Genomic DNA, 24,535 nt, shown 5'->3' on the forward strand with positions numbered 1-24,535 from the left:
CCTGTTTAATTAAATTAAACAGGGGTTTAAATTATTAAAAACGGGCGATAAACGCGATTATAAAACCTGAATTACTTGCTCAGCGTCTAAACGCGATTTAGGTAACTTAGCATTATAGTCCTCAGCGCTATCGTGATAGCCCAGCGCTAATGCGACATCACATACGTAACCATCTAATTCTTTCGCAAAAATTTCACCAAGTAACTGCGCATCTACGCCTTCCATTGGGGTAGAGTCAATGCCTAAACGAGCAGCTGCGTGCATGGTATTACCAAGTGCAATGTAAGTTTGCGCTTTAGTCCAAGTTGCATTATTGCCTTGCTCATCGGTATTCATATCTACAAACGCAAACGCGCCAAAAGCTTGTTCACGGTTTTCGCTTTGCGTGCGACCATTTTTAATATCTGTGTCTATAACGTGTGCGTAATCATCACGGGTATAGTTAGTTTTGTGAGCAAAAAGCACAATATGCGATGCTGTTTTTGCGTGCTTTTGATTAAACTGAAACATATTTGCAAAGCTGTCATGAAAACGTTGCTTAGCTTGATCAGACTCAATAACAATAAACTTCCACGGTTGTGAGTTAATTGATGAAGGCGATAAACGCATAGCTTCATAAATTACGTTAAGGTCGTGATCGCTAATACGTTTAGCTGCATCATAATGTTTGGCCGTGTGGCGTTTTTCTAAATCGCTAATAATAGGGTGAGTCATGGTTTTCTCCGGGTAAATTTAACTTTAAAACAATCATACTTAACAGATAAAAATTAACGATTGGTTAGAGTAATAAGTGCTTAGTGCGAATGGCAGCTAATATACGCTTTGCTTTGTGAAAAATAAACAGCATAATAATTGAAACATTATCAAATAAAAATAGATAATATGCAGATAGACGATCTTAAACTTATTTTAAAAGTTGCAGAATTTAGAAGCATTACTTTAGCCGCAGCAAAATGCGATATGCGCACCGCAACCGCGAGTGCTGCCATTAAACGTGTAGAGTTAGCCCTTGGCAGTGAGCTGTTTATAAGAACAACACGCCACTTACGCCTTTCGGCAGCGGGTGAGCGTTACATTCCTCAGTGTGAGCAAGCACTTGCAGTGCTAGAGCAAGCAAAACAAAACCTCAAAGGCGAACATGATGAAATTGAGGGAGAGCTGCGCGTTGCACTGTCATCAGATTTTGGGCGTAATTTAGTGATCCCCTGGATTGATGAGCTTATGGATAATTATCCTAAACTCAGTTTAAGAACGCATATAAGCGACAGTAACGTTGATTTTTATCGTGATTCGGTGGATATAGCGCTGCGTTATGGATCTCCGAGCGATACTAATATGTATGGTTTTAAAATTTGTAATGTACCACGGCTCCTTTGCGCCACTAAAGAATACTTAATAGCACATGGTAGCCCCAATCACCCAGACGAATTGAATCGTCATCAGGGCATGTTTTATCAACTACAAGACATTATAAATAACAGCTGGGAATTTACCGACGGGCAAAGTAAGTTTAAAGTTAAAATGCAAGGTAAGCGTGCCTCTAACGATGGCGATTTAGTTAGGCGCTGGTGCGTTGCAGGTAAGGGGCTGGCGGTTAAGTCAGCGCTCGATATAGCAGATGATTTACTGGCCGATAGGGTGGTTACGGTGATGCCAAATTATCAACATGTTAGCGGTGAGTTATGGCTTATTTGCCCAAGCAGGCAGTCGATTACTCCCGCGGTGCGTTTACTGCGCGATGTGTGCCGTGAAAAATGCCGCACAATTTTAAAACAGTTAATTGCCAAAGGTATTATTGATAAAAGTGTATTGGACTAGCCATTTATTTACGCTTGATAATTTTAAGTGTAGGGTATAAATATAAGGCTTTAGCTTAAGGTGGTAAATATTAAGTCGGGCAGTTAAATTTAAATAAAGGACTTTTAATAAGGTGTGCTTATGGATTATTTAGTTGCAACCGTATTTTTTGCTGTATCAGCTTCGGTCACTCCTGGGCCAAATAACATCATGCTTATGACCTCAGGGGTAAATTTTGGCGTGCGAAAAAGCCTACCTTTACTTACGGGGATCTGTATTGGTTTTGCCTTAATGATACTACTGATAGGCTTAGGCTTTGGGCAATTATTTGCGTTGTTCCCTAATTTGCATTTAATTATTAAGTGCTTAGGAACACTGTACTTGCTGTATTTAGCATGGCTTATTGCTAAATCTGGCAGTGTAAACTCAACAAACAGTCAAACCAAGCCGCTTACTTTTATAAAAGGAGCACTATTTCAGTGGGTAAATGGTAAAGCATGGGTTGTAGCCACTGGTGCTATTGCGGCGTTTACAACCGTTGGCGCAGGTTATTACGGGCAAAGTTTTACATTAGCGCTGACGTTTTTGTTGGTTGCTTTTCCGTGTGCAGGAGTATGGTTGTTTTTTGGTACATTATTAAAGCAAGTATTAAAGTCTGAACGTTATAGACGCTACTTTAATTATACTATGTCGGCGTTACTGGTTTTATCGGTAGCACCTGTGGTGAAAGAAATTACGCTGCAGGTATTCTCCCAAGGCGTTTAAACAAAACACCCTGAGAGCAAATTTAATCAATAAGAAGTCAATGGGCCTAGGCTCGACCATTTTTAAAAGTCGGGCGCTACTTCAAACTCTAACTGCTGATGATTAATCGGGTGGCAAAACGATAAGTACTCGGCATGTAAATGTAATCTATTGGCTTTTTCACCGTAGTGATCATCACCAACTATGGGCATATTTAAGCCTAACTTATGCGCGCAATGTACTCTTAGCTGGTGCGTACGCCCCGTTTTAGGGTAAAGGTGCAAGCGGGTAATATTCTCTTTTCGCTCTAACACCTGCCAAGTAGTAAGGGATGCTTTACCGTGTTGATAACACACTAATTGGCGCGGTTTGTCATCAAAATCTAAGCGCAGAGGTAAATCAATTGTGCCACTATTTTCAACTACATTTCCGGCAACTAAAGCAACGTAACGTTTTTCTATGGTACGCTCTATAAACTGTTTTTGCAGGGCTTTATGCGCTCTTTTATTGAGTGCAATAATTAATAACCCTGATGTTGACATATCTAAGCGATGCACAATGAGCGGGCCGGTAGCATGTGGAAATTGTGTTTTAATGCGCAAATAAACCGAGTCTTCAATATTAACCCCAGGAACGGACAAAAATTCAGCTGGTTTATTGATCACTAATATGTCCTGATCTTGGTAAATAATAGTTAAATCTTTACCAATAGCAGGGTTGATCAATAATGGATTTTCTTCTACATGTAAGCCTTTGAGCATATGCCCTAAAATGGGTTGGCATTTACTATAACAAGACGGGTAGTAATGTTTATGATGCCTAATAGCTGATTTAGGCGCAGCGCCCCACCAAAATTCTGCCAAAGCTAAAGGTTTTAAATTATGTTGATACGCATATTGCAATAACTTAGGCGCGGCGCAATCTCCTGCACCTGCTGGTGGCGTATGCTCAGGCAAGGGTGCAAAAATAGCGTTTAGATCTTTAGTTTCTTTATTAGCATTTAAAAATTGGTATTGCGCAAACAGCTTTTTTTGTAAGCTTTTAGAAAGTGTTTTACGACGTTTTTTTAAGTGTGCAATTTCATCAGTAATATTATTTAGAGCTTGCTGCAGGGTGTCGAGTTTACTTTGCCATTGCTGCTTTAGTGCTTGCAGTTGCTTTTTTTCGACAATACTTTGCCCAGCTAACTGAATTTTTAGCTGCTCAAAGTCAGTTGGGGATAACTGAGTGCTTGCATCAGTGCGTTGTTGTTTACGCATTCGGCGGCTAACTTGCATTAACGCTTGCTGCGCTTCTAACTGCTGCTGATAAGTGGCATTGGCTTGGTTAAATGCGTTATTAAGAGTGCTAAATTGCTCACTATTTTCTAGCTGCTCAATTTGGGCGTTAATATTATTAATAATGCTGCTTTGTGCTAAATACTCAGCATCGTGTAGCTGCATATCGGCCACGGCAGGTACAAAGTTAATTTTACTGCTTACGCCCTCAAGTTGCCCCGAGTAAGCGGCTAAATAACCAAGCTGTTGCTGATTATTTTGCACCACGAGTACGCCAAACATTTTACCCGACTCTTCATTATTAGCTGGGTTTGCCAAGTACTCTAACTGTGTTTCGAGCTGTTGTTGCAACTGCTCGGTTGCTGCTACAGCAATTGCTTTAGGCTCATAGTAAAAAGGAAAAGTAAATTTATCTGGTAGCGCCATGTGATTTACAGGCGCTGAAAATGGCGTAAAGCAAGTAGCAATATTTGGCATGGGCAATATAATAATGAAGTTTTTAACAAGATAATTAGCCAATATAATAACATAGTCGCTGCTATGTCACTAAGTGTGTTGTGTTATTAGTATGTGCCTTAATTGTTTGATGTAACGGGTTGCTGCAAAGTTTTAATTAAATGAGTAGCGCCATTATTTATCGTAATTCGTGTTAAAATATTAGCCCGTTAAAAAATCAATGTTTTAGTGAGCTAGGCTGGACTTTAATTTTACAAAACGCTAAGCGTTAATATCGTGTGTGTAGCATCAACTAGATTACTAATAAGCAAATGCATTTAAACAGAGGTTATTATGAAAACACAGCCTATGGCGTGTCGGTTAGGCTGTGGGGCATGTTGTATTGCGCCAAGTATTAGCTCGCCCATTCCAGGAATGCCAAACGGTAAAAAGGCCGGAGAGCGTTGTATTCAGCTAGATGAGCGTAATTTATGTAAGTTATTTGGCGACGCCAGTCGGCCAAAAGTATGCAGCGATTTTAGCGCCACATTAGATGTATGCGGTACAACTAATGCGCAGGCTTTAGCGCTTATTACTGAGCTTGAGGAGTTGACCTGAGCAAGCCTATCATCTACAACCACCTGGTAAATAATAAGCTTGCTTATGAAGTGGGCTACCAGCTATACGTTGCGCTTAGCGTATATTGCTCGCCACGTCCAGGAGTGCCCGGGATCTCTTGAAACGATTCATTCCACAGGTTATCTGCGGCCAATGTAATAAATAAGTTTTTAATCTGCGGCGGCATTATTTTTAAGGTTAAATGAGTAAATAACGCATCATCATCGCCACTGCGCAGCGTATTTTCATGTTGTTTGCGCCACTCGTTATCTATACGAAACTCTAAAATATCTGTTGGGTTCCAAATAGCCGCAAGGGTTAGCCTATGGTCTGGGTAGTTTAATGCGTAAAAGCTGGCATCTATATCGGCTGCGCCATAATTCTCTGATTTTTTTAAAAAGCTATAACTGGCAATAATTTCTGCGTTATCAAAATGCTTAGTTGCAAGAAACTCAACCCCCGAGGTATTAATATCTACCGGATTGGCAAAGCGGGCAGAAGTGGCATCAAAACTATAAGTCCAATCGGTTAAGTTATCATCTTGGCGATAAAAAACAGCAGAGTTAAAGCGCCAACTTTGTCGTTCTAATAATAAGCCCAGCTCGAGGTTTTTAGTACTTTCGCGCTCAAGGTTATAGTTACTTCTAAACAAACCGCCAGTGTCACTGCCGCCAATTGCGGTATAGCCTGCTACTTGGCTTGCCTGTGCATACGATAAATAAACAGTGCGCTCAGTGCCGTCGCTATTTTGTGTATTTAAAGTTATATCACCAATAAGTGAAATTTCAGAATCGTCACGATTGGTATCGTCAAAAGCCGCACCAAGGCGAATAGTAAGGTGTTGATCGCTCTCAAGTGCCATTTGGTACTCTGGCAGCACACTTACTTTATAATAATTACGTGAGGTAAAATTATTTTCAAGCGTGGTCGATTCAATCGAATCGTTAATAAATTGCGCAGAATAATTGAGAGCAAAAGACGTGCTGTACGCATGGCGCCCTGAAAGTGCTAGTGATTTAACGTCGGTTTGATGAAACGCTTCGAACGACATTGGGTTTTCACGAGAATACACATAGTGATCCTCGTGTTTACGATAATATGTAGATACTTCAAACGAGCTCTCGGCGCTATAGTTTTGCTTATGGTTGAGCATAAATAGCTGAGTTTTAAGATCTTCAGTTTCGTTAACCCCAAAAGGAGTATACAAATTTGGCCAACCAAAAAACTTTTCTTGAGAGCCAAAAAACAGATCGGTTTGTGAGTCTGGCCCCACTAATTGAACACGGCTTGAGGCGCGGGTAAAGTCATGATCGCCATAATCAATAGAGCCATCACTTTGTGAGTGAGAAAACTCGCCTTCCACACCCAGCTGCCAATCGGTAATACCATCTAATGGTATATTCACGCCCGCATGCAGGCTTTGTAAATTAAAATCATTGCTACCAACCCCAAGTGATACGCTACCACCTGTACTAATTGGCTTCCAAGCAAACGATACTGTACCAACTGAACTGTTAACGCCATAAAGTGCATTATCTGCTGCGGTGAATATAGCTGGGCCGCGTAGCATTTGCGGCGCTATAGGAATTTCGGCAAAGTAATGTCCCGACTGCGGATCGAACAAAGTGGCGCTGCCAACCCTAAAACCAGTATTTTCGAAAATACCACCACGAATGGTTACATCTGCTTGTGCTTCGGCCATATTACGCGATTGCACATCAACACGCGGATCATACTCTAAATTAGAAACCGGTGAGTCGAAAGTGCCCACGGGTTCTTTATTTGCCGTAGGGGAGGCTTCAACCGTTATTTGCTCTATTGCAGTGGCATTTTTAGTTTCCACTTCAGCGTAGGCAAAGCTAGTAACACTGCATAGCAATGTAGGTAATAATACGGGTAATATAAGGCGCGGGGCACGATTCATGTTTTTCTCATTTTTGTATATGTAATTGTGCTAACAATTAAATCCGAAACACGCCTGTTAAGGCGTGATAAAGTAGTCAAATAATTGTAATTTGGCTTGGTATTGTATATTAATCTTAAAAAATTGCATTTGATAATCATTCGTAAAGTAGGGTAATTGATTTTATGAGCACAGTACAAACAAACGAAAATTCGCATCTAGAAAGTATTTACTTTGCCGGAGGCTGCCTTTGGGGGGTACAAGAGTTTATTAAGTACTTACCCGGCGTTGTTACCACTGAGGCTGGGCGAGCTAATGGCACAAATAATAATACACAAGGTGAATACGACGGTTATGCCGAGTGCGTGAAAGTAACCTTTGATATAACAGCCGTGACACTCTATAAACTGATTGAATACTTTTTTGAGATTATTGACCCTTACAGCGTTAATAAGCAGGGTAACGATGTTGGTTTAAAATACCGTAGTGCTATTTATAGTAAACAGCAATGTCACTTAACAATTGCAAACGACTATATAAATCAACGCGCTGATGCAGATAAAATAGTGGTACAAGTTCAGTTGCTAACCAATTATGTTCCCAGCGATGCAGAGCACCAAGACCGGTTAACTAATTTTCCCGATGACTATTGTCATATCCCACCTGAGTTATTACATAAATATAAATCGAAATAAAGTTAAAGTCTGCTATATCAATTATGCTAAGAGCAACTGTTTCTCTCATCAGTAAGCTCTGTGGCTACAACAAAAGATTTAATAAAAAACATTCAGCCACAAAAAAGCTCACAAATTGTGAGCTTTTTATGTGCTTTAAAACCTGCCGCTACTTTTGTGGCGGGAAGTTATTTAAAATTTTAGCGACTGTTTTTCTAACCGACAGTTCACGTTGCTCAGGAGATTGGTTTTTCTTTAATCGACCATCTTCAGCGCCGCGCCATACTAACTGGTTTGATTCACGGTCAATAATATCAATAACTAAAGTACCTACTTCGTATTCACGAGCAGATATATCGTTTTGATACCCTAAACCCCACGAGCTCCAACGAGCGCCGTAGCCAATATTAAAAGAACTTACGTCTAGCTCTTTATCTACCGATGCATGGTAGTTTACCAGCACGTCTGCTTGAGCAGGATCGGCTAAGCTCATGCCCATTTTTTGATTAAGCTCACTGCTTATTGCGCTGCGTACACGTTTTTCCATTAACGCATTAATTTGATAATTATTGGTGTCTTTTGTTAAATCTGCATTTTCTACCCACGCAAACGTTTTATAGTTAGCAAAGTTTGCTGACTTGTCGTAATCCCAATCTGCGGTTTGCGTACAAGCAGTTAAAAACGCAAGTGCGGCTACAATAAAAATATTTTTCATACAGTTTACTCCTAATCTTTTTTATAAAATAACACACATTGTTAGGCAGTGTGATATTTAAGCGCTTAACAACAGTTTAGCTGCTATAGCTGAACCATTGATTAATTACTTAATGTTCAACTTCTATCCAGTCTTTTTCGTCTACCCAGTTTTGTGCACCGTCTTTAACTGAGCGAATTGGCACAATATAATCGCAGCTTGTTTGTGGTTTAACTGAGGCAAATATAGGGACGAAGCCAAAGCTAAGTGCGGTTTCAATAATTGCCTTTTGATTTTGCGGATCAATGTCGGCGGCTTCATCTATGTATATAGGTATACGGTATAAATTTTGTTCTTGTGAGCTTAACAAATAGCGAATAAACAACATACCACATAATAACTTAATAGTTATGCGCGTACCGTTTGAACCCGCCGAGTCTATTTTGTCAAAGTGTTCGGTATCGCCTGCGCGATTGACTACTTCAAAACGAATATCAAATAAATCGGTGAGGGTAAGGCCAGCTTTGTCGGAGGCGAGCTTAATTAAATGATCTTTCGCCTCGTTTACTGCGCTTTCGCTATACGGTTCTTGGCTGAGTAAATCCAGCGTGTCCCCTTGCTCAAACTGATGCGAGGTACTAATTATAGTATCTATACTATCAACTAACATTTTGCGCGGTATTACATTAATTTTAAATGCTTGCAGGTTCGAAATACGATGCTGGCTAATGCCTTTATTAAAGCTGTTCATTTCGCGGCGCAGGCGGTCTAAATCTTCGCGTAGGCCTTTAATGGTTGCGGCTACTTCTGTTAGGGCCACACGGCCTTGACGCTCAACGGCATCGCGTTCGTTATCAATGTTATGAAACGCACTAATGAGTTTTTGATACTTACTAAACTCATCGTTTTCGTTATCAAACTTGGTAATACCGGCATTATAAATATGCAAATAGGTATTGCGTACGTTTATCTCAAAGTTACGCAGCTCTTGGCAGTCTTTATTAAAGTGGTGCACTAGGTCGCTTAAATTATCAAAGTCTATTGTTACCTCTATCATGTAAGGGGTAACTTTGCCGCTGTATAAATCAAGCGTGTGATCAATTCGTTCGCTTTTCACTTGGCGCAGACGATCTGATTGGCGATTAATTTGCGCCTGTTTTGATTTAATAATTGAGCGTCTGTCGCTAATTGAGCCGCTATTTTTTTGAATGTCTTGTAGGTAGTCGTCAACCTGATCGCGCTCAGCTAACAACTGCTCTTTTAGCATGGTTTGTGCTTCAGCCGATTGCAGCATAGTGTCAAACTGCTCTAAACGTTTAAGGGCGGCCTCTGCGCTCATTAGTTCATTGTACAAGGTGTCTTTTTCTTTTTGCTTATCGGCCACATTTGCAGCTACATCGCGCTGTTGCTTAAACTCTTTTAAAGCATGCTCAAGGGCACTTAATTGAGCGGTTAGCTGCTCTTTATTTTCGCCGCTTTGCATTTGTACAGGGGAGAGCTTTTTAAGCTTAATACTCGCGCCAGGTAAGCTAAGCACGCCGCCTTTTACGTTTTCGCTTAAGTGCGATAAAAACGCACTAAATGCGTTTTCGTCATCAATGCTTATGTCGCCATTGCTGGTGGTTGCAAACGAGAGCATGTCGGGGTTTAAAATGCGCGAAATTTCTTCCACTTCTTTTAACGACAGCTCTTCGCGCATGCGGGTAAATAAATTAAACTCCAAGTTTTTAAGTTGTAGCTTTAAGCTCTTAATCTGTTTTTGGGTTTCGCTAATACGGTAGTCAAGTGTATGCAGGCTTTGCCCTTGTGCGCTGGTAATAGAGTGTGAAAGCGACTCGTAGTCTTGCTTTAACTGGGTAAGGCTCGTTTTAAGCGTGGCTTTGTTAACCAGTTCAAATTCGTTTTTAAGTGCGTTAAAATCTAAAAACCATTGCTCTATTTGCGTTTGCCTGCGCTCTATATCGCGCGACTGTTGTACGTACAAACTTTGCTTTTGTTCAAACTCGTGTTTTTCGTGTTCTATGTTTTCAAGTGCTATTGCTAGCTCTTCTAGTTGCGACTCTTGGTAGTTGTCAAAATCAATCAGTGCTTGGTCAATTTTTGGCGCATAAGCCGCTAATTTACCTTTTAGAACGGTTTGGTTCTCTAGCATCGACTCAAGCGCCGCTATGGGCTCTTGCATCGATTCAAGGGCGTGCAATTCACGTTTACTGCGGTTTACTTTATCGAACGAGCGACGCCACACTTCATAAAAGTCGACCTTAGAGTTAGACATGTGGCGCTCAAATACACGTAGCATAAAGCGTTTTACATCGGCGGCACCGAGTTTATGTAAGTTAAGAATACGGCGAAATATTTCTTTATAAATAGTCGAATCTTGAACGTTATTAAGCGGGATCATTTTTAAGTTGATCTCGTCGTCAAACGGGGTTGCGCCGCCGGTGAGTAGGGCGTTTAGTTCTTGCGCTTTTAGCTCTATGGGGTTGTAACCAAGCTGTTTTAAATGGCTGAACAGCTTAGTGTATTTAATAATGGTTTTACCTTGGGTGTACTGCTCTAAATCAAGCTTGCCTTGGTAGCAAAAATATTGATGCGCATAACCGGCAATTTTCCCCAAACCCGCTACACCAATCACTACTGAGCCATGGGGCAAATTTGCTTCAAGCAAAATGTAGGATTGATCTGACGAAAAATAAAACTTTCGGGTTTCGTCTAAATCGTGGCCATCCCATTCGGTTAGGCGTAAATCGTTAATAAGCGGAAACTGCAGGGCATTTATTACTGAGCTTTTACCCGTATTGTTGGGCGCGCAAATAGAGCTGCTTTTATCCAGCGGGATCACACACTTTGCGTAACCTGCGGTATTGAGTAGGGCGAGTTTACTTAGTCCGTATAAATTTTTCATTCCTCGTCCTCTGTTAGGTAGGTTTCTTCGTTTACTTCCATTAAGGCATCTATATAGCGATGGATAGGGGCTTGTAGCATAAAGCCTGCTTCTACTTCGCGTGCCAAACCTAAGCGTACCATGCGCAGGTACACGTCTTTGCGCAGATCTGAACCCGAAAATATCTCTAGTTGATCAAACAAGTGTTTGTTAATTTGCACTAAGGTTTGCATTAACTCTAAATCGTTTACTTCGTCGAACAAGGCGCGCATTGGGTCTTTGCCGGTGTTGGCGTAGTGCTCAATTAAAATATAAATAGTGAGCGCAATAGCACGGGATATTTTGCCCATATTGGGTGTACTTTCGTCGCTGCTAAAGTAATAAAAGCCACGGCTGTCGTGTTTTAGCTCATTACCTAGGGCGCTAAATAGCGCGCTGTACGCGTCTATGTTTTGATCCAGCTCTTGCCACATTAGGTTGTCTTGTTCGCAAATATGATAACCCGCCACTAATTTTTTATTAATTGCTTGTAAGTGGGTAAGCTCGTTTAAGTTTATTTGTGTCATGGTGATTACTCATCTGCCTTACTAGGTGTTTGCGGCTGTGAATTATAGGGATAAAGAGAAAAATACTGACCGGCAATTTTAAAGCGCGCTTTTTCATCGCTTTGGCTTTTTTCAAGCTCGTTGTCACTTACTAATTTTTGATACAAAAACAGCATTTCTTCGGCATCTAAATCGGGGTAACTTTCGTCTAAAAATTGCAGCAATGGTTGCGGCTTTTTACGTTTTGTATTGAAGCGTTTTGCAAAGCTGCTTTTAACATCGTTGTAATCGGGAATATTAGGCGTTTGAAAAGGCGGTACATCTTGCTGATCAGGCAATTGATATTCTTGATGCTCAAACTCAACCAAACTTGCCATATAGGCAACTATATGGCGTTGTTGCCCCAGCGAGTAACGCTGTGCGTCGCTCACAAAATGCGGTTGCACCGCAGTTAGCATGTTGTCTACGCCATTTTTACGCACTAACCCAAGCACTCTTGCAGCTTGGCGGGTAATTAAGTTATTACGGCGTAGTTCTTCACGCAGTGGCATAAGCATGTCGGCACTTTTACGCAGGCTTTCGCGGCCGATTAAATGCATTTCGAGAATACGGGTACGTAATTGCTCTAGCATGCGTTTGTCGGTATATGCTTTACCCGATTGCTCAATACGCTCTATTTGCGTACTAATTTGCTGCTCTATAAGATTAAAGCAGGCATGAAAATCGCCTCGAATATCAACCATTTCTAGCATTGGCTCTATGTATTCGTCAAACGCTTCTATTACCGCTTTATAACGCTTTTGCAGCGATTGCACCGCGTTATTAGATTTAGCTTGCTCAACAATATTTAAAATGGCGTTTTCGTTGTGTGCGTACAGTTTCATTATTTTGCGCACCCGATCATCCATAATACGGCTAAAACGGCGTAAGTCGTCAAAGTCTTCCACTTCGCCCGCGTTAGCTAAGCGATCGCCAAGGCGGGCTAAATCCTCTACTAATACGCTAATTTCTTGTGCTAAACCTAAATGTTCTTCTTGCAGTAAAAATGTAGCAAAGTCGGCAATGGCACGGTTTATTTCAAGCTGCGAAGATTTCGCTAAAGGAATTATAATATCTTGATTTAACAAGCGATTAGTTTCTTTATAAATACGCTCGTTATGCCATGTAGGTTGTTTTTGTTTAATGGCATTTTGCAAATCTTTAATACTAAAGTCTGCCATTTTAAAACGTTTAAATAATAGCTCTAGCACCCCCCAATGTTCGCTAAGGGTATTTAATAGCTTTTTAGCTGGGATCATAAGGCGTTTATACATCCTAGTATGTTGTTAAATAAGTAGCTAAATAAGCTAGTTATTCGTAATTTTAATAGCGCTGATAGCTATATGGTATTCGTTTTTACAACGATTTAATAATAGTTTTTACCAGGTCATAGTGATAACATCCGCACCGAAAATAGGCACACGAAATGTGCGGCTCTATTTTCTTCATAGGTTCAATTTTTACATTATTCCAAAGGTTGTTCAATTATCATGGTTTCCTCTATTATCCTGACTTTAATAGCGATTGCATTTTTGCTGATCGTTATTGAGGATATAATCCACGTAAACAAAGCTAAAACGACACTTTTTTTTGGTACGCTCTGCTGGATTATCTCTTTTATCTTCCCTATTAATGGGCAAAGCCCTGATACGATTCAATCACTCCTTAATCATAATATTTTAGAAATTGCCTCCTTATGGTTGTTTTTAATGGCGGCAATGACCTTTGTTGCCTATTTAAACTCAAAAGGGTTTATCGAAAATATTGTTAACCGGATTATGCCAAAACGAATTAGCGAACGTAAGTTAATGTTTTTGGTTGGTGTTTTTGCATTTATATTCTCTTCTATTTCCGATAACGTAACCGCTACGCTTATATCTTTAGCGGTGGTTTTATCATTAAAACTTGAAGCCAAAAAGCTAATTAGATACGCCACGCTGATTATCTTTGCGGTTAACTCCGGTGGTGTGTCGTTAATTACCGGCGATGTAACCACGTTAATGATATTTTTAGATGGCAAAGTAACTATTAGCAATTTGTTATTGTTAATTGGGCCAGCATTTGTAAGTGTGATGCTGTTAGCCGCACTGTTGTCAATTGGCTTAAATGGCCAGCTCGACTTTACTAAAACGAAGCAAAAACGCATTGAAAAAACCGATATTACAATTGCAGTTATCTTCTTATCTACGGTTATTGCTACCTTAACACTGAGTGTTTTATACAGTGTACCGCCATTGCTTACCTTTTTGTTTGGTTTGTCTATGATGTTTTTAGTAGCGCAATTTTTAATGCGCAAAAAAGACATAAACAAAGACATGATAGATTTCATTCGTGAAATAGAATACGACACCTTGTTGTTTTTTGTAGGTGTATTATTACTGGTAGGAGCGCTAAAAGAAGTTGGTATGTTAAGCCACTTTAGCGACCTGTACACAATAATGGCACCTGAATACGCAAACTATTTAATGGGTATATTGTCGGCAGGCGTTGATAACGTACCACTTACAGCCGCGTTATTAAAAGCAGATATAGTAATGACACAACAGCATTGGCTGTCGTTTACTTATGCCACAGGCGTAGGGGGCTCTATGTTAATTATAGGCTCAGCGGCGGGTATTATTGCCATGAGTAAAGTTAAAGAACTGACCTTTATGAACTACTTACGTTTGTCGTTTTATTTATTAATTTGTTACACCGTAGGCTATACCGGCTCATATTTAATGGCTGGTTTTGTTTAATATTAGTTATTAAAGTGCTTGACAGCTAGATGTCTAAACGATAACTTTCAAAGCCCCAGTAAAGTATTGAGCTTTTCAATATATTGCTGGGGTTTTGTTTTATTAGTGATTGCGAAAATAGCCATTAATACAACATTCAGAAGAGGTGCGATACTTAGGTATTTAATGTGAGGTGACGAACGCCGTTGAGCATTAAAGAGGGAAGTACTCGCCGAGAAAAATAACACGTCGTCGTCGTTGTTTTTCGGTTTATGGGGCTGAATCCTCAAAACTGTCACCAATATAGGTGGAGAGCTTCTGGCAGTGAATTTTCTTACCTTATATTTGCTGCCAAGTTCTTCTTGTTTTATTACGGTTTGGATGCCGTGAAAGGAGACGAAATGACAACCCAATCAGTGCCACATGTAGTATTAGGCAACAAATCAAATTATACCGTTGCTAAATTTGGCGGCACCAGCGTAGCTAACTTTGCAGCTATGGATCACAGTAGTAAAATAATAGTAGCAGATAAAAGCGTGCGTATTGTTGCACTAAGCGCCAGCGCAGGAGTCACTAATCATTTAGTTGAGCTGTGCAATAGCAGCCTTAGCGAAGATGAGCGCCAAGCGCATATTAACGGTGTGCTAGCGATTCAGCAGGCTATTTTAGCTGAATTGAGTTTAGATACCGATTTAGAGCAGGGCTTTGCCCAGACGTTAGCGGCATTTGAAAAACTAGCCAGCCAAACGTTACAAACAAAAGCGCTACATGACGAGCTATTAAGTTTTGGCGAGCGATTATCAACTTATTTATTTACCCAAGTGCTGCGCTCAAAAGGTTTAAATGCAATACGCTTTGACGTGCGTCAAGTGCTTAAAACCGACAGTCAATTTGGCAAAGCAACCCCTAATGTTGCAGCTACTGCACAAGCGGCAAGCGCATTACTTGTTCCGCTGTTAGACGATCAAGTAATTGTTACACAGGGCTTTATTGGCAGCGACGAACACGGCCAAACGACCACTTTAGGGCGCGGTGGATCAGACTACAGCGCGGCATTACTGGCCGAGGCTATTCATGCTAAAAGTGTACATATTTGGACTGATGTAGTGGGTATTTTTAGTACCGACCCGCGTTTATGTGTAAAAGCCACGCCAATTGCACGCCTCAGCTTTGACGAAGCCGCCGAAATGGCTACCTTTGGTGCAAAAGTATTGCATCCGGCAACTATTTTACCCGCCAGCCGCAGCCATATTAATGTGTTTGTAGGGTCGAGCCGTGAACCTGAGCGTGGTGGTACTTGGATTGAGCGTGAAAAGTCGCAACTGCCAGGAATCCGCGCAGTAACACAACGCAAAAACCAAATATTACTTACTCTTAAAAGCCCAGAAATGCTATTAGCTAGTGGCTTTTTAGCACGAGTGTTTACTATTTTAAGTGAGTTTAATATTTCGGTAGATTTAGTGACCACCTCTGAAATTAGCGTAGCAATAACGCTTGATAACGCGCCTAATGCATCGCGCCCAGAGCTTGATCAGGGGTGTTTAGATAAACTTGCTGAGTTTTGCCATGTATCGGTAGAAAATAACTTAACTTTAGTGGCGCTTATTGGCTCAGAAATACAGTTACGCCAGCATGAAATGAACTTAATGCAGGTATTAAGTGACTTTAATATACGGCTAATTTGCCACGGTGCAAGTAAGCATAACTTGTGCTTTTTGGTCGAGCAAGGCGAATCCGACAACGTAGTGCAAGCTATTCATAGCCGACTATTAGAGAGCGATTGCGCGGCCTAATACAGCTAAATTAATAAGAGAGCACTGCCAGTCAGTGCTTTTTTCACTCACTACACTTATATCAAACTTACCCACCACAGCACTGCTGGCATTAAGCTGTGAGCAAGTTAACTCAGTAAACACATTAGGGCTTAGCAACTTGGCAATAGGGCGGCTAGTGGCTTTAGCGAGCGCTTCTTTTAAGGTCCAAATTCTAAAAAAGTGTTTAGCTTGATCCTCTGCATTGGCAGGCTTGGTGATCAGCGCAATTTCATCGGTATGATAAAAATGCTTTGCGAGCTTTTCAAATGGGCGCTTTGTGCTTATTTTTTCAATATCGAAACCAAACTGGGCTTTTGTAGGGTTAAGTGCAGCGCCAACAAAACCATTAGAATGCGATATACAGGTATTAATAACGGTGTGGCTGTTATTAATGTGTAGCGCTAATTTACTTGTTTGTAGGTTAAACTCTGAACTTATATTACACGGCTTAATGCCCGCCATATTAGGGTGCGAGGTTATAACTAAATACTTAAGTAATAATCGCGTGGCTAAATATTCTTGCTTGGCCGATACACTTTTACGGCGGTTTATTATTTGCAGCTCAAAAGGGCTTAAATAATCAGGCAAATTATATTGGCTTATATCGAGCGTTTTAGCGTCAAACAATAAAATAGGGCTTTTATTGTTACTAAAAGGCTGATTAATTTGCAGGGTGTTTTTAAAGTAAAGTGAACTCATAAACGCTCAAAATAATAATAAATTTAATACCGATTACCTGCTTGTATGCATAAGCTGAACATATAGTGAGCGGTTGTTAGTTGTTGTGCGCGCTAGGTACATTTTTATTACTAAGGCGCGATGAAATATGGTTTAATTCACAACAGCTAAAATAATAACAGATTTGTAGGTGTATGACACAAGTGCGTGATGGTTTTCAAAGTCGACTTGGTTTTGTATTGGCCGCCGCTGGCGCAGCGGTAGGTTTAGGTAATATATGGGGTTTTCCTACGCAGGCTGCTAATCATGGTGGCGGTGCTTTTTTACTGGTTTACTTTATTGTTATATTTTTACTTGCTTTGCCGGCTTTATATACCGAGCTGTATTTAGGGTATTACGCCCAAGCTAATCCGGTAAAAGCACTTAGGCAAGCATGGCAAAATAAAGCCCCTAAAGTAGGCGCGGCTGCAGGTTATATTGGCCTTGGCGGCGCTATTGTAATGCTTAGCTTTTATTCAATAGTGGCGGGGTGGATGCTGTCGTATGCTATTGAACCCGTAACTACATTTTTAGGCTTTAGCGGCGCTAGCGAATTTTTACACAGCGACTCTGCGCTGCGTAATTTTGTGTTTACCCCACTTATGCTTATTTTAACCGCGAGTATTATTTTAAAAGGGGTTAAATCGGGTATTGAAACCTGGTCACGGCGTTTAATGCCGGTGCTACTAGTATTGCTAATTGGTTTAATTATTTATATTGCAACGCTAGATGGTGCAAGTGATGGCTTTGCAGCGTATTTAATACCTGATTTTAGCCAAATACTCGACCCTAACTTAATTATTGCAGCTATGGGGCAAGCCTTTTTCTCCTTATCGCTAGGTGTGGGCTGTATGATGATTTACGGCTCGTATTTAAAACCCGGTGCTAACTTACCAAAACTGACTGCCAGCGTAGCACTACTCGATACCAGTGTGGCCTTTTTAGCTGGTTTACTTATTGTGCCTGCTATTTATGTGGCGCAGCACAACGGCGTAGAAGTATTTAGTAACGGTAAATTAATTGGCGAAGGGCAGCTTATTTTTGCCATTTTACCAGCGTTATTCAGCACCATGGGCGATATTGGCTTATTGGTTGGTTTATTGTTTTTTGTATTAATGTCGATAGCCTCGGTTACTTCTACTATATCAACCACCGAAATTCCGGTGGCGTTTTTAGTCGAAAACCACGGCGTTGATCGCACTAAAGCTACGTGGCTGGTTAGTGGCGTAGTGCTAGTGTTTGCCAGCTTAATAATACTTAATTTTGATTGGTTATTTGGCTTGGTTATTATGGTATTTACCCAGTACCAATTACCGTTAATGGGGCTGTTTTACTTTGTTACAGTGGGCTGGTTATGGCAGCGCGGTAACAAATTACACCAAGCAACTAGCGGCGCGCATTACTGGTTTGCTCAGTACATACGTTTTGTTTGCCCAATATTAATGACCTTGGTATTTGCCAATGTGGCATTTAGTAGTTAAGCATTACTGCACGTTATAAATAAAACGGGAGCTTTTGCTCTCGTTTTGCTTTGTTATCTAGCTGTTAGCAATAACTGATTTTCAATTGCCTGCTTTAATGTTTCTGGCTTGGTGCGCGGCGCATAACGAGAAACAAGTTGGCCTTGCGAATTAATTAAAAATTTAGTGAAGTTCCACTTTATTACTCGTCCTTGCGAAATACCTCTGGTGTGCAGTTTTAAGTAATTAAACAAGGGGTGAGCTTCTGGGCCGTTTACCATTACTTTAGCAAATATTTCAAATGTAGTATTAAATTGCGCTTGATAAAAGCTGTTAATGGCTAAATTATCAAGCGGCTCCTTTTGGCCAAATTGATTGCACGGAAACGCTAAAATGGTAAATCCACTGTTTTTATACTGCTGATACAGTTTTTCTAAAGCGGTTAACTGCGCCGAAAAATGACATTCACTGGCAATATTTACAATAAGTAGCGTTTTGCCTTTTAACTGCTTAAAAGAAAAAAGCGCCTTGTTACAGCATTCTGCATTAAATTGATAAATACTATCCATAGATCACCTACTTAAATTCCTATTAAATAAACTTTATAAAGACTTCATTCGCTTTTTTATCAACCGATTGACATAATCAGGCATGGTTTTTAAGTTATCAGTTTAATAGGTCATTTTTATGTCAATGAAAGTAGCATTTATAGGTTTAGGCGTAATGGGTTACCCAATGGCGGGGCATTTAGCAAAAGCAGGGCACAGTGTGTGCGTTTATAACCGTACTCAAGCTAAAGCTCAAAAGTGGGCTAACGAATTTAGCGGCAGCTTTGCAGCTACTCCACGCGAAGCTGTAAACGATGCCGACATTGTATTTATGTGTGTGGGTAACGACGACGATTTACGCTCGGTAGTATATGGCGAAAATGGAGTATTAGCCGGTATTAAAGCGGGCAGTATTTTGGTCGATCATACCACTACTTCAGCAACAGTGGCACGCGAAGTGGCAGCAAAAGCAGCGTTATTAAAAGTCGACTTTACTGACGCGCCAGTATCGGGAGGCCAAGCTGGCGCCGAAAATGGCGTGCTTACGGTAATGGCTGGTGGCAGCGAAGCTGTATTTGCCAAAGTGCAGCCTGTTATGACGGCATTTAGTCGTTTTAGCCAATTGTTAGGTGGCGTAGGCTCAGGGCAATTATGTAAAATGGTTAATCAAATTTGTATTGCGGGTGCAGTACAGGGCTTAGCCGAAGGCTTACATTTTGCAAAGCAAGCAGGGCTTGATGGTGAAAAAGTAATAGAAACTATTTCTAAAGGCGCAGCCGGTTCGTGGCAAATGGAAAACCGTTACAAAACCATGTGGGCAGGGGAATACGACTTTGGTTTTGCAGTTGATTGGATGCGTAAAGACTTAGGCATAGCGCTTAATGAGGCTAAAAATAACGGCGCAACGCTAGCAATGACAGCCACAGTAGATGGGTACTACGCCGACGTGCAAGCATTAGGCGGTGGCCGCTACGATACATCAAGCTTACTTGCACGCATTGAAGCACAGCATAAAAAATAACGTTTACCTTGAGTATATCGTTGTAGACGCCAAGCTTGCGTGATGTGCAAAGCCCGTAAAGTGATTTATTCACCAAGAGGTTAAGAGGCGCTGCGCTTTTAGAGGAAGTGATAGATCTAAAAAGATCATTGTTGGTTTTATGTCTTCTCATTTACTTAAAACAAAAAACGCGACGCTTTAGTTATAAAGCGTCGCGTTTTTGTATGCGTTGTACCAATAAACTTAAAGCAAGCTACATGCTTTGTGCGTAGTTATATAAGGCTTTTAAAATGGTTAGGTTTTTTTCACTGTCGTCGTGCTCATGGGCTAAATTCTCAAGTGTGATCATAAAGTCTTGAGCGTTAATTGAGGGTTGATCTTCCCCGTGCATTAACTTGTTTTGACAATACTGACGCCATTGATCCAGCTCTTGCTGGTTAAGCGTTTGCGGCCAGTTACGAGCGCGGTATCTAAACAATAAAGTATTAAACTTTTTATTTTCAAAATCGAGTTTTAAATCGGCTAAGTCTTCGGGTTTTGCATCGCGAATAATCGCAAATTTAGCTTTATCTGCATGGCTAGTAAACCCATCGTAAAGTAAATAGTCAACGTTAGTTGTTGCGCTGTAATCGCCTTGTTCGTTAAACACCTCAGTTACTTTATCGCGCAACTCGCTATTGGCTTTTAACACCGCCAAGTTTTTTAAACATTGCTCGCGGTCAATGCCTAAACGCGCTGCATTTTCAGGTAATAACGTTTTAGCAGGTGCTAAAATAGGGCACTTGTTTAAATGCACTAGTTTTAAGCCTACGGGTAATTCGTCTTCAGCTAAATCAATACGCTTGGTATATAAACGTTTACGTAATTGCTCAACACTTAAATCAATAAGTACTTGTGGGCTTTGAGTTAAATCAAAACAAATTACGGCATTTTTATTTACCGGATGAAAGCTCATAGGTGCAACCCAGCTAGTACAGCCTTGCGTTGCTGGAATGCGTGAGCTGGTATGTACGAGCGGGGTCATGTTAAATACATCAACCAACTCAGCTAAGGCTTTTTTACCACGTAAACTAAAAAAGAAGTTATACAGCTTCGGCTGCTTGTCTTTTATTAGTTTAGCCAGTGCAATAGTAGCGGTTACATCGCTTAGTGCATCGTGCGCCGCAGCGTGTTCAATACCGTTGGCAACGGTTAAATGCTCTAACTTAAAGCTTGGGCTACCGTCTTCTTTTAACGGCCATTCAATGCCCTCTGGGCGCAGTGCATAACAAGCACGCACTAAATCAATAATATCCCAACGGCTGTTGTTGTTTTTGTATTCGCGCTCGTACGGATCGTAAAAGTTACGATAAAAGCTATAACGGCTTACTTCGTCATCAAAGCGAATACTGTTATAACCGGCAACACAGGTATTTGGCACACTAAATTGTGCATGAATTTTTGCTATAAATTCAGCCTCAACCAAGCCTTTTTTCATCGCCACTTGTGGCGTAATGCCGGTAATTAAACACGCCTCAGGATGCGGCAAGTAATCCGCCTGCGGTTTACAGTATTCAATAAGCGGCTCACCAATAATATTCAAATCAAGATCGGTACGAACACCCGCAAACTGGCTCGGCTTATCCTTTTGCGGACTAGCCCCCCAAGTCTCGTAGTCGTGCCAGTATATTGTAGGTTGTATTTCGTGGTATGTTGGTTCGCTCATTCTGTCTCTTAGCCCTTTTATAATGCGGGTTTTTAGTGCGCTTTAGTTTGTTGTTGTATCTTTGTGTGTGTTGTAATCTGCGCATTGTGTGTATATTATTGTGTATAATTTTTTTGCTAACTGTGTATAAAATATTAAATGGCAATCAGTGACACCAAATTAAGAAAGCTGCTAGATAAAAATCAAACACCGTGCGTATTATCGCATAGAGACAGTTTAAGTGTAAGAGTATCAGCCAAAGGCACAATCACTTGGCAGTATCGTTGTCGCGTGGATAACAAACAAGTAATAATATCGCTTGGCCGTTATCCGGGGCTAAGCATAAAAGAAGCGCAAGACTACATACCACTACTTCAAAACTGGCTAAGCCAAGATAAAGACCCACGAATCGAACTAAAGCTTATGCGCAACCAAGCCAAAGGTTTACCAACAATGGCAAAAGTGGCAACCGATTGGTTAAATAAAAAAGTACCCGACCTAAAAGAAAAAACCCAAACTTTATACGCAAACCAAGTGGGCAAATGGATAGTGCCGCTTTTAAATGACGAAGCAATGCCACTCGACCTAATGACCATAAAAGACTGGTTTACCTATTTTGATAAAGTAAAAGAACAGGGTAGCGCTAAAACAGCCGGCACAATATTAGTGCGCATAAAATCAATAATAGGCTGGGCAGAAAAACGCGGTGAAGCAAAACCATTTAATCCAGTACTAACCTTAAACGTAAACGACGTAGGCGAACAAGCAACAATAGGCCAGCGCGTAATGCGCTTTGATGAAATAGCAAAACTGTGGATACAAATAGAAAGCTCAAAAGCCACACCAGCAACCAAAGCATGTTTGCAATTAATTTATATAACAGGTGCTAGGCAATCAGAAGTTCGCTTGGCCAAGTGGGAGCATTTCGACTTTGATAACAACATTTGGACAGTACCGCCCGAAAACTCAAAAACAAACCAAGCCATACGCAGGCCAATATCTAAAAAAATGCACAGCATATTAAATACACTCGCCATGGTTTACGGCAAAAGCGGCTATTTAATACCAGGCAATAACCCGCGCAAACCAGTAACCACCCACAGCATAAACCGTTATTGCTGCAGAATGTGGGATCACCTATTTACTAAGTACAAAACACCCAAGTTTTTACCACACGACGCCCGCCGCTCAATATCAACATTGCTCAGTGAAAACGGCATAGCACCACACGTAACCGAAAAAATGCTAGGCCACACAATGCGCGGAGTAATGGCAATTTATAATAAACACGATTGGATAAAAGAGCAGGCCGAAGGGTACGAGTTATATTGCCAGCTAATCGAAAACTCGATAAAAGTAGAATTAGCCAAAGCATTGCCTGTATAAATACACAGGTTGTTAAAGTCTGAACGAAAACTTAACCTGTTTACTAAATAAAATTAAAAGGAATTATTGTGGATTACACATATTTTCAAAATGAAAAAGGCAACTTTACTGCTAAAAAATTACCTACTGCAAAAGGTAAGTTCATCAGCATTAAAGATGAAAGCGATCAAGCGGACTTTCAAGATGAAATAAAAGAGCATAAGCCAAGAACAATTGATGAATTCATTACCGGTTATGGTTATTACTATGATGACTCAACGATATACGATGTTGACTTAGAAACATTTGAAGAAGCAATACAGAAAAACAAAGGCAACTGGCTAGGAGATAAAAAGTGGTTAAGCACTTACTGGGCAGAGTTGCTAGATTACGTAATTGATCTAGAAGATGGAGGGGTAACTTTTAAAAATGATTGGAGTTTAGTAAGCGATATAGATGCAGAAGAGCTTATTAGCACCGGTTTATTTCAATTTAGTAAAAGCTTTACTGCTGCACAGTGGAAAGTAATGCTAAAGAAAAACAAAGTAAATGCGCTTAGGCAGCTTGCCGAAGAGCTAGAAATTAATGCAGACCAAAAAAAAGAGCCACTAGTAAACGAGTTAACCAAGGTAGCACTTAAGCAGTCGGAAAAAATCAACACAGAAATAGTGCATTTACAAGTTTCAATTAAGCCAATGGCAGAGCTAAAAGAATCTCTTAAATGGGCTGTAGATACTTACATTAATGACATTCAGCAAGCACTTAAATCATTTGACTACCCTAAAATGTATATTAAGGCAGTGTGGGAGCATATAAACCCTTACAACAACAAAACACATTTAGGGAAACTGGTATCACAAGAAATAAAAAATATTGAAAATAGCAACAGCTTGGGTGCGCCAATAAACAACCAAGAATCATGGATTGATGCCAAAACAAAGCACACACTAAAGCCAGCAATAAAAATTGCTTTTGAATATACCAACCAAGAAAACGAAGCGACAAGAAGAGAGTTAAGGCTTGACGCAATAATGTTCGAAAACGGACTAACTTACTTTTATGGTTTTTGCTACCTTGCTAACGCAACGCGCACATTCAGAGCCGATAGAATAGAAAAAGACATAGCCATAGTAGAAACCGGTGAGCTAATAAGCGTAGAGCAACTAATAAAACAACAGTTAGAAGGATTAAATAATCACAGCAACGAAAACCCATTAGCAAAGTCGGTTATTCAAAAAGCGAACGCCCAAAATAAAGAAAAAAGCAGTTTATTCAACAACAATCAAAAGCAAAGCCCAACAAACAACCAAGCACCGCAAAAGCCAAGTAAAAGCAGCGTCATTGTTGGGTGGTTATTAGGTTTAGCGGCAATTGGAGGTGCAGGCTCAAACTTTGAAAACAAAGAGTTTTTTGCTGGGATGATGTGCTTTTTCGCAATATTTTTAGTGATCCCGCCAATATTAAATAAATTAAACGCTAAAAATAAAAAAATGGCAGAAGAAAAAGGCGCAATTAGCTCAAACTTAACCCAAAAATCAGCAAATATATTTGGTTTAATCCTCATACTAATTGCAGCTTTTATTGGCAGCTAAACAAACAGCCCGCACTTAGTGGGCTTTT

20 protein-coding genes and 1 riboswitch are annotated in these 24,535 nt (G+C 40.5%); of the genes, 10 read left to right on the forward strand and 10 right to left on the reverse strand.

Going from position 1 to position 24,535, the window contains the following annotated elements:
- Nucleotides 1-57: 57 nt before the first annotated feature.
- Entirely contained in the window at nucleotides 58-714 is a 657-nt protein-coding gene (locus tag PNIG_RS06995; protein ID WP_086993412.1) for a nitroreductase family protein, read from the reverse strand.
- A 168-nt stretch (nucleotides 715-882) separates the two neighbouring features.
- On the opposite strand from PNIG_RS06995, the gene PNIG_RS07000 reads away from it, so the two are divergent.
- The gene (locus PNIG_RS07000) at nucleotides 883-1,818 is read left to right on the forward strand and encodes a LysR family transcriptional regulator (RefSeq protein ID WP_089368947.1); all 936 of its coding nucleotides are present in this window, start codon (nucleotides 883-885) and stop codon (nucleotides 1,816-1,818) included.
- 120 nt (nucleotides 1,819-1,938) lie between these two features.
- Nucleotides 1,939-2,562 (forward strand): LysE family translocator, encoded by a 624-nt coding sequence (locus tag PNIG_RS07005; RefSeq protein ID WP_011327920.1) that lies wholly within the window; start codon nucleotides 1,939-1,941, stop codon nucleotides 2,560-2,562.
- Nucleotides 2,563-2,624: 62 nt separating this feature from the next.
- On the opposite strand, the gene PNIG_RS07010 is transcribed toward PNIG_RS07005, so the two are convergent.
- A complete protein-coding gene (locus PNIG_RS07010; RefSeq protein WP_089368948.1) occupies nucleotides 2,625-4,295 on the reverse strand; it encodes an RluA family pseudouridine synthase in 1,671 nt (556 codons plus the stop codon).
- Between the two features lie 312 nt (nucleotides 4,296-4,607).
- Here PNIG_RS07010 and PNIG_RS07015 point away from each other — a divergent pair, with 312 nt between their 5' ends.
- A complete protein-coding gene (locus PNIG_RS07015; protein ID WP_011327924.1) occupies nucleotides 4,608-4,871 on the forward strand; it encodes a YkgJ family cysteine cluster protein in 264 nt (87 codons plus the stop codon).
- Between the two features lie 55 nt (nucleotides 4,872-4,926).
- Here PNIG_RS07015 and PNIG_RS07020 read toward each other — a convergent pair whose 3' ends face one another.
- Nucleotides 4,927-6,795, reverse strand: coding sequence for a TonB-dependent receptor plug domain-containing protein (locus PNIG_RS07020; RefSeq protein WP_089368111.1), 1,869 nt, complete (start codon nucleotides 6,793-6,795; stop codon nucleotides 4,927-4,929).
- Between the two features lie 164 nt (nucleotides 6,796-6,959).
- Between PNIG_RS07020 and PNIG_RS07025 the strand changes: the two genes are divergently transcribed.
- Nucleotides 6,960-7,469 carry a peptide-methionine (S)-S-oxide reductase gene (locus PNIG_RS07025; protein WP_089368112.1) on the forward strand — a complete coding sequence of 170 codons (510 nt, stop codon included), beginning with the start codon at nucleotides 6,960-6,962 and terminating at the stop codon, nucleotides 7,467-7,469.
- A gap of 148 nt (nucleotides 7,470-7,617) precedes the next feature.
- Here PNIG_RS07025 and PNIG_RS07030 read toward each other — a convergent pair whose 3' ends face one another.
- The 4 genes from PNIG_RS07030 to PNIG_RS07045 all read right to left on the reverse strand — a co-directional run bounded on the left by PNIG_RS07030 (nucleotide 7,618) and on the right by PNIG_RS07045 (nucleotide 12,869).
- Nucleotides 7,618-8,163: a DUF4136 domain-containing protein gene (locus PNIG_RS07030; RefSeq protein ID WP_011327927.1), complete on the reverse strand. Its 546-nt coding sequence runs from the start codon at nucleotides 8,161-8,163 to the stop codon at nucleotides 7,618-7,620.
- Nucleotides 8,164-8,272: 109 nt separating this feature from the next.
- Complete coding sequence (locus tag PNIG_RS07035) at nucleotides 8,273-11,047, reverse strand: coiled-coil domain-containing protein (RefSeq protein ID WP_089368113.1); 2,775 nt, start codon at nucleotides 11,045-11,047, stop codon at nucleotides 8,273-8,275.
- Nucleotides 11,044-11,592, reverse strand: coding sequence for a condensin complex protein MksE (locus PNIG_RS07040; protein WP_011327929.1), 549 nt, complete (start codon nucleotides 11,590-11,592; stop codon nucleotides 11,044-11,046). Before PNIG_RS07040 ends, PNIG_RS07035 begins: the two co-directional genes overlap by 4 nt.
- 5 nt (nucleotides 11,593-11,597) lie before the next feature.
- On the reverse strand, nucleotides 11,598-12,869 hold the full coding sequence (locus PNIG_RS07045; RefSeq protein ID WP_086993437.1) for a hypothetical protein: 1,272 nt from the start codon (nucleotides 12,867-12,869) through the stop codon (nucleotides 11,598-11,600).
- A gap of 231 nt (nucleotides 12,870-13,100) precedes the next feature.
- Between PNIG_RS07045 and nhaD the strand changes: the two genes are divergently transcribed.
- Both nhaD and lysC read left to right on the forward strand, forming a co-directional pair.
- Nucleotides 13,101-14,348 carry a sodium:proton antiporter NhaD gene (nhaD, locus tag PNIG_RS07050; RefSeq protein WP_089368114.1) on the forward strand — a complete coding sequence of 416 codons (1,248 nt, stop codon included), beginning with the start codon at nucleotides 13,101-13,103 and terminating at the stop codon, nucleotides 14,346-14,348.
- A 132-nt stretch (nucleotides 14,349-14,480) separates the two neighbouring features.
- Nucleotides 14,481-14,653, forward strand: a riboswitch (Lysine riboswitch).
- Between the two features lie 75 nt (nucleotides 14,654-14,728).
- Nucleotides 14,729-16,120 (forward strand): lysine-sensitive aspartokinase 3, encoded by a 1,392-nt coding sequence (lysC, locus tag PNIG_RS07055; RefSeq protein WP_172459232.1) that lies wholly within the window; start codon nucleotides 14,729-14,731, stop codon nucleotides 16,118-16,120.
- On the opposite strand, the gene PNIG_RS07060 is transcribed toward lysC, so the two are convergent.
- Nucleotides 16,097-16,840, reverse strand: coding sequence for a 4'-phosphopantetheinyl transferase family protein (locus PNIG_RS07060; RefSeq protein ID WP_086993429.1), 744 nt, complete (start codon nucleotides 16,838-16,840; stop codon nucleotides 16,097-16,099). The two genes, lysC and PNIG_RS07060, sit on opposite strands and share 24 nt — an antisense overlap.
- A 173-nt stretch (nucleotides 16,841-17,013) precedes the next feature.
- Between PNIG_RS07060 and PNIG_RS07065 the strand changes: the two genes are divergently transcribed.
- A complete protein-coding gene (locus tag PNIG_RS07065; protein WP_011327935.1) occupies nucleotides 17,014-18,339 on the forward strand; it encodes a sodium-dependent transporter in 1,326 nt (441 codons plus the stop codon).
- A gap of 53 nt (nucleotides 18,340-18,392) precedes the next feature.
- Here PNIG_RS07065 and PNIG_RS07070 read toward each other — a convergent pair whose 3' ends face one another.
- Nucleotides 18,393-18,887 (reverse strand): glutathione peroxidase, encoded by a 495-nt coding sequence (locus tag PNIG_RS07070; RefSeq protein WP_089368115.1) that lies wholly within the window; start codon nucleotides 18,885-18,887, stop codon nucleotides 18,393-18,395.
- Nucleotides 18,888-19,005: 118 nt separating this feature from the next.
- Here PNIG_RS07070 and PNIG_RS07075 point away from each other — a divergent pair, with 118 nt between their 5' ends.
- Nucleotides 19,006-19,887 (forward strand): NAD(P)-dependent oxidoreductase, encoded by an 882-nt coding sequence (locus tag PNIG_RS07075; protein WP_089368116.1) that lies wholly within the window; start codon nucleotides 19,006-19,008, stop codon nucleotides 19,885-19,887.
- Nucleotides 19,888-20,119: 232 nt separating this feature from the next.
- Here the strand turns inward: PNIG_RS07075 and sbcB are convergent, their stop codons facing one another.
- Entirely contained in the window at nucleotides 20,120-21,571 is a 1,452-nt protein-coding gene (gene sbcB / locus PNIG_RS07080) for an exodeoxyribonuclease I (RefSeq protein ID WP_089368117.1), read from the reverse strand.
- Between the two features lie 138 nt (nucleotides 21,572-21,709).
- Here sbcB and PNIG_RS07085 point away from each other — a divergent pair, with 138 nt between their 5' ends.
- Both PNIG_RS07085 and PNIG_RS07090 read left to right on the forward strand, forming a co-directional pair.
- Entirely contained in the window at nucleotides 21,710-22,936 is a 1,227-nt protein-coding gene (locus tag PNIG_RS07085) for a tyrosine-type recombinase/integrase (protein ID WP_089368118.1), read from the forward strand.
- A 68-nt stretch (nucleotides 22,937-23,004) separates the two neighbouring features.
- Entirely contained in the window at nucleotides 23,005-24,507 is a 1,503-nt protein-coding gene (locus tag PNIG_RS07090) for a WYL domain-containing protein (protein ID WP_089368119.1), read from the forward strand.
- The last annotated feature ends 28 nt before the right edge of the window (nucleotides 24,508-24,535 follow it).

The organism is Pseudoalteromonas nigrifaciens (assembly GCF_002221505.1).
Classification (GTDB): Bacteria; Pseudomonadota; Gammaproteobacteria; order Enterobacterales; family Alteromonadaceae; genus Pseudoalteromonas; species Pseudoalteromonas nigrifaciens.

Excerpts from the sequence above, each read along its gene's own strand:
- PNIG_RS06995 (WP_086993412.1), bottom strand. The coding sequence starts at position 714 with ATGACTCACCCTATTATTAGCGATTTAGAAAAACGCCACACGGCCAAA.
- PNIG_RS07000 (WP_089368947.1), top strand. The coding sequence starts at position 883 with ATGCAGATAGACGATCTTAAACTTATTTTAAAAGTTGCAGAATTTAGA.
- PNIG_RS07045 (WP_086993437.1), bottom strand. The coding sequence starts at position 12,869 with ATGATCCCAGCTAAAAAGCTATTAAATACCCTTAGCGAACATTGGGGG.
- PNIG_RS07085 (WP_089368118.1), top strand. The coding sequence starts at position 21,710 with ATGGCAATCAGTGACACCAAATTAAGAAAGCTGCTAGATAAAAATCAA.
- PNIG_RS07025 (WP_089368112.1), top strand. The coding sequence starts at position 6,960 with ATGAGCACAGTACAAACAAACGAAAATTCGCATCTAGAAAGTATTTAC.
- PNIG_RS07065 (WP_011327935.1), top strand. The coding sequence starts at position 17,014 with ATGACACAAGTGCGTGATGGTTTTCAAAGTCGACTTGGTTTTGTATTG.
- PNIG_RS07010 (WP_089368948.1), bottom strand. The coding sequence starts at position 4,295 with ATGCCAAATATTGCTACTTGCTTTACGCCATTTTCAGCGCCTGTAAAT.
- PNIG_RS07060 (WP_086993429.1), bottom strand. The coding sequence starts at position 16,840 with ATGAGTTCACTTTACTTTAAAAACACCCTGCAAATTAATCAGCCTTTT.
- PNIG_RS07035 (WP_089368113.1), bottom strand. The coding sequence starts at position 11,047 with ATGAAAAATTTATACGGACTAAGTAAACTCGCCCTACTCAATACCGCA.
- PNIG_RS07075 (WP_089368116.1), top strand. The coding sequence starts at position 19,006 with ATGTCAATGAAAGTAGCATTTATAGGTTTAGGCGTAATGGGTTACCCA.
- PNIG_RS07020 (WP_089368111.1), bottom strand. The coding sequence starts at position 6,795 with ATGAATCGTGCCCCGCGCCTTATATTACCCGTATTATTACCTACATTG.
- lysC (WP_172459232.1), top strand. The coding sequence starts at position 14,729 with ATGACAACCCAATCAGTGCCACATGTAGTATTAGGCAACAAATCAAAT.
- nhaD (WP_089368114.1), top strand. The coding sequence starts at position 13,101 with ATGGTTTCCTCTATTATCCTGACTTTAATAGCGATTGCATTTTTGCTG.
- PNIG_RS07070 (WP_089368115.1), bottom strand. The coding sequence starts at position 18,887 with ATGGATAGTATTTATCAATTTAATGCAGAATGCTGTAACAAGGCGCTT.
- PNIG_RS07040 (WP_011327929.1), bottom strand. The coding sequence starts at position 11,592 with ATGACACAAATAAACTTAAACGAGCTTACCCACTTACAAGCAATTAAT.
- PNIG_RS07005 (WP_011327920.1), top strand. The coding sequence starts at position 1,939 with ATGGATTATTTAGTTGCAACCGTATTTTTTGCTGTATCAGCTTCGGTC.
- PNIG_RS07015 (WP_011327924.1), top strand. The coding sequence starts at position 4,608 with ATGAAAACACAGCCTATGGCGTGTCGGTTAGGCTGTGGGGCATGTTGT.
- sbcB (WP_089368117.1), bottom strand. The coding sequence starts at position 21,571 with ATGAGCGAACCAACATACCACGAAATACAACCTACAATATACTGGCAC.
- PNIG_RS07030 (WP_011327927.1), bottom strand. The coding sequence starts at position 8,163 with ATGAAAAATATTTTTATTGTAGCCGCACTTGCGTTTTTAACTGCTTGT.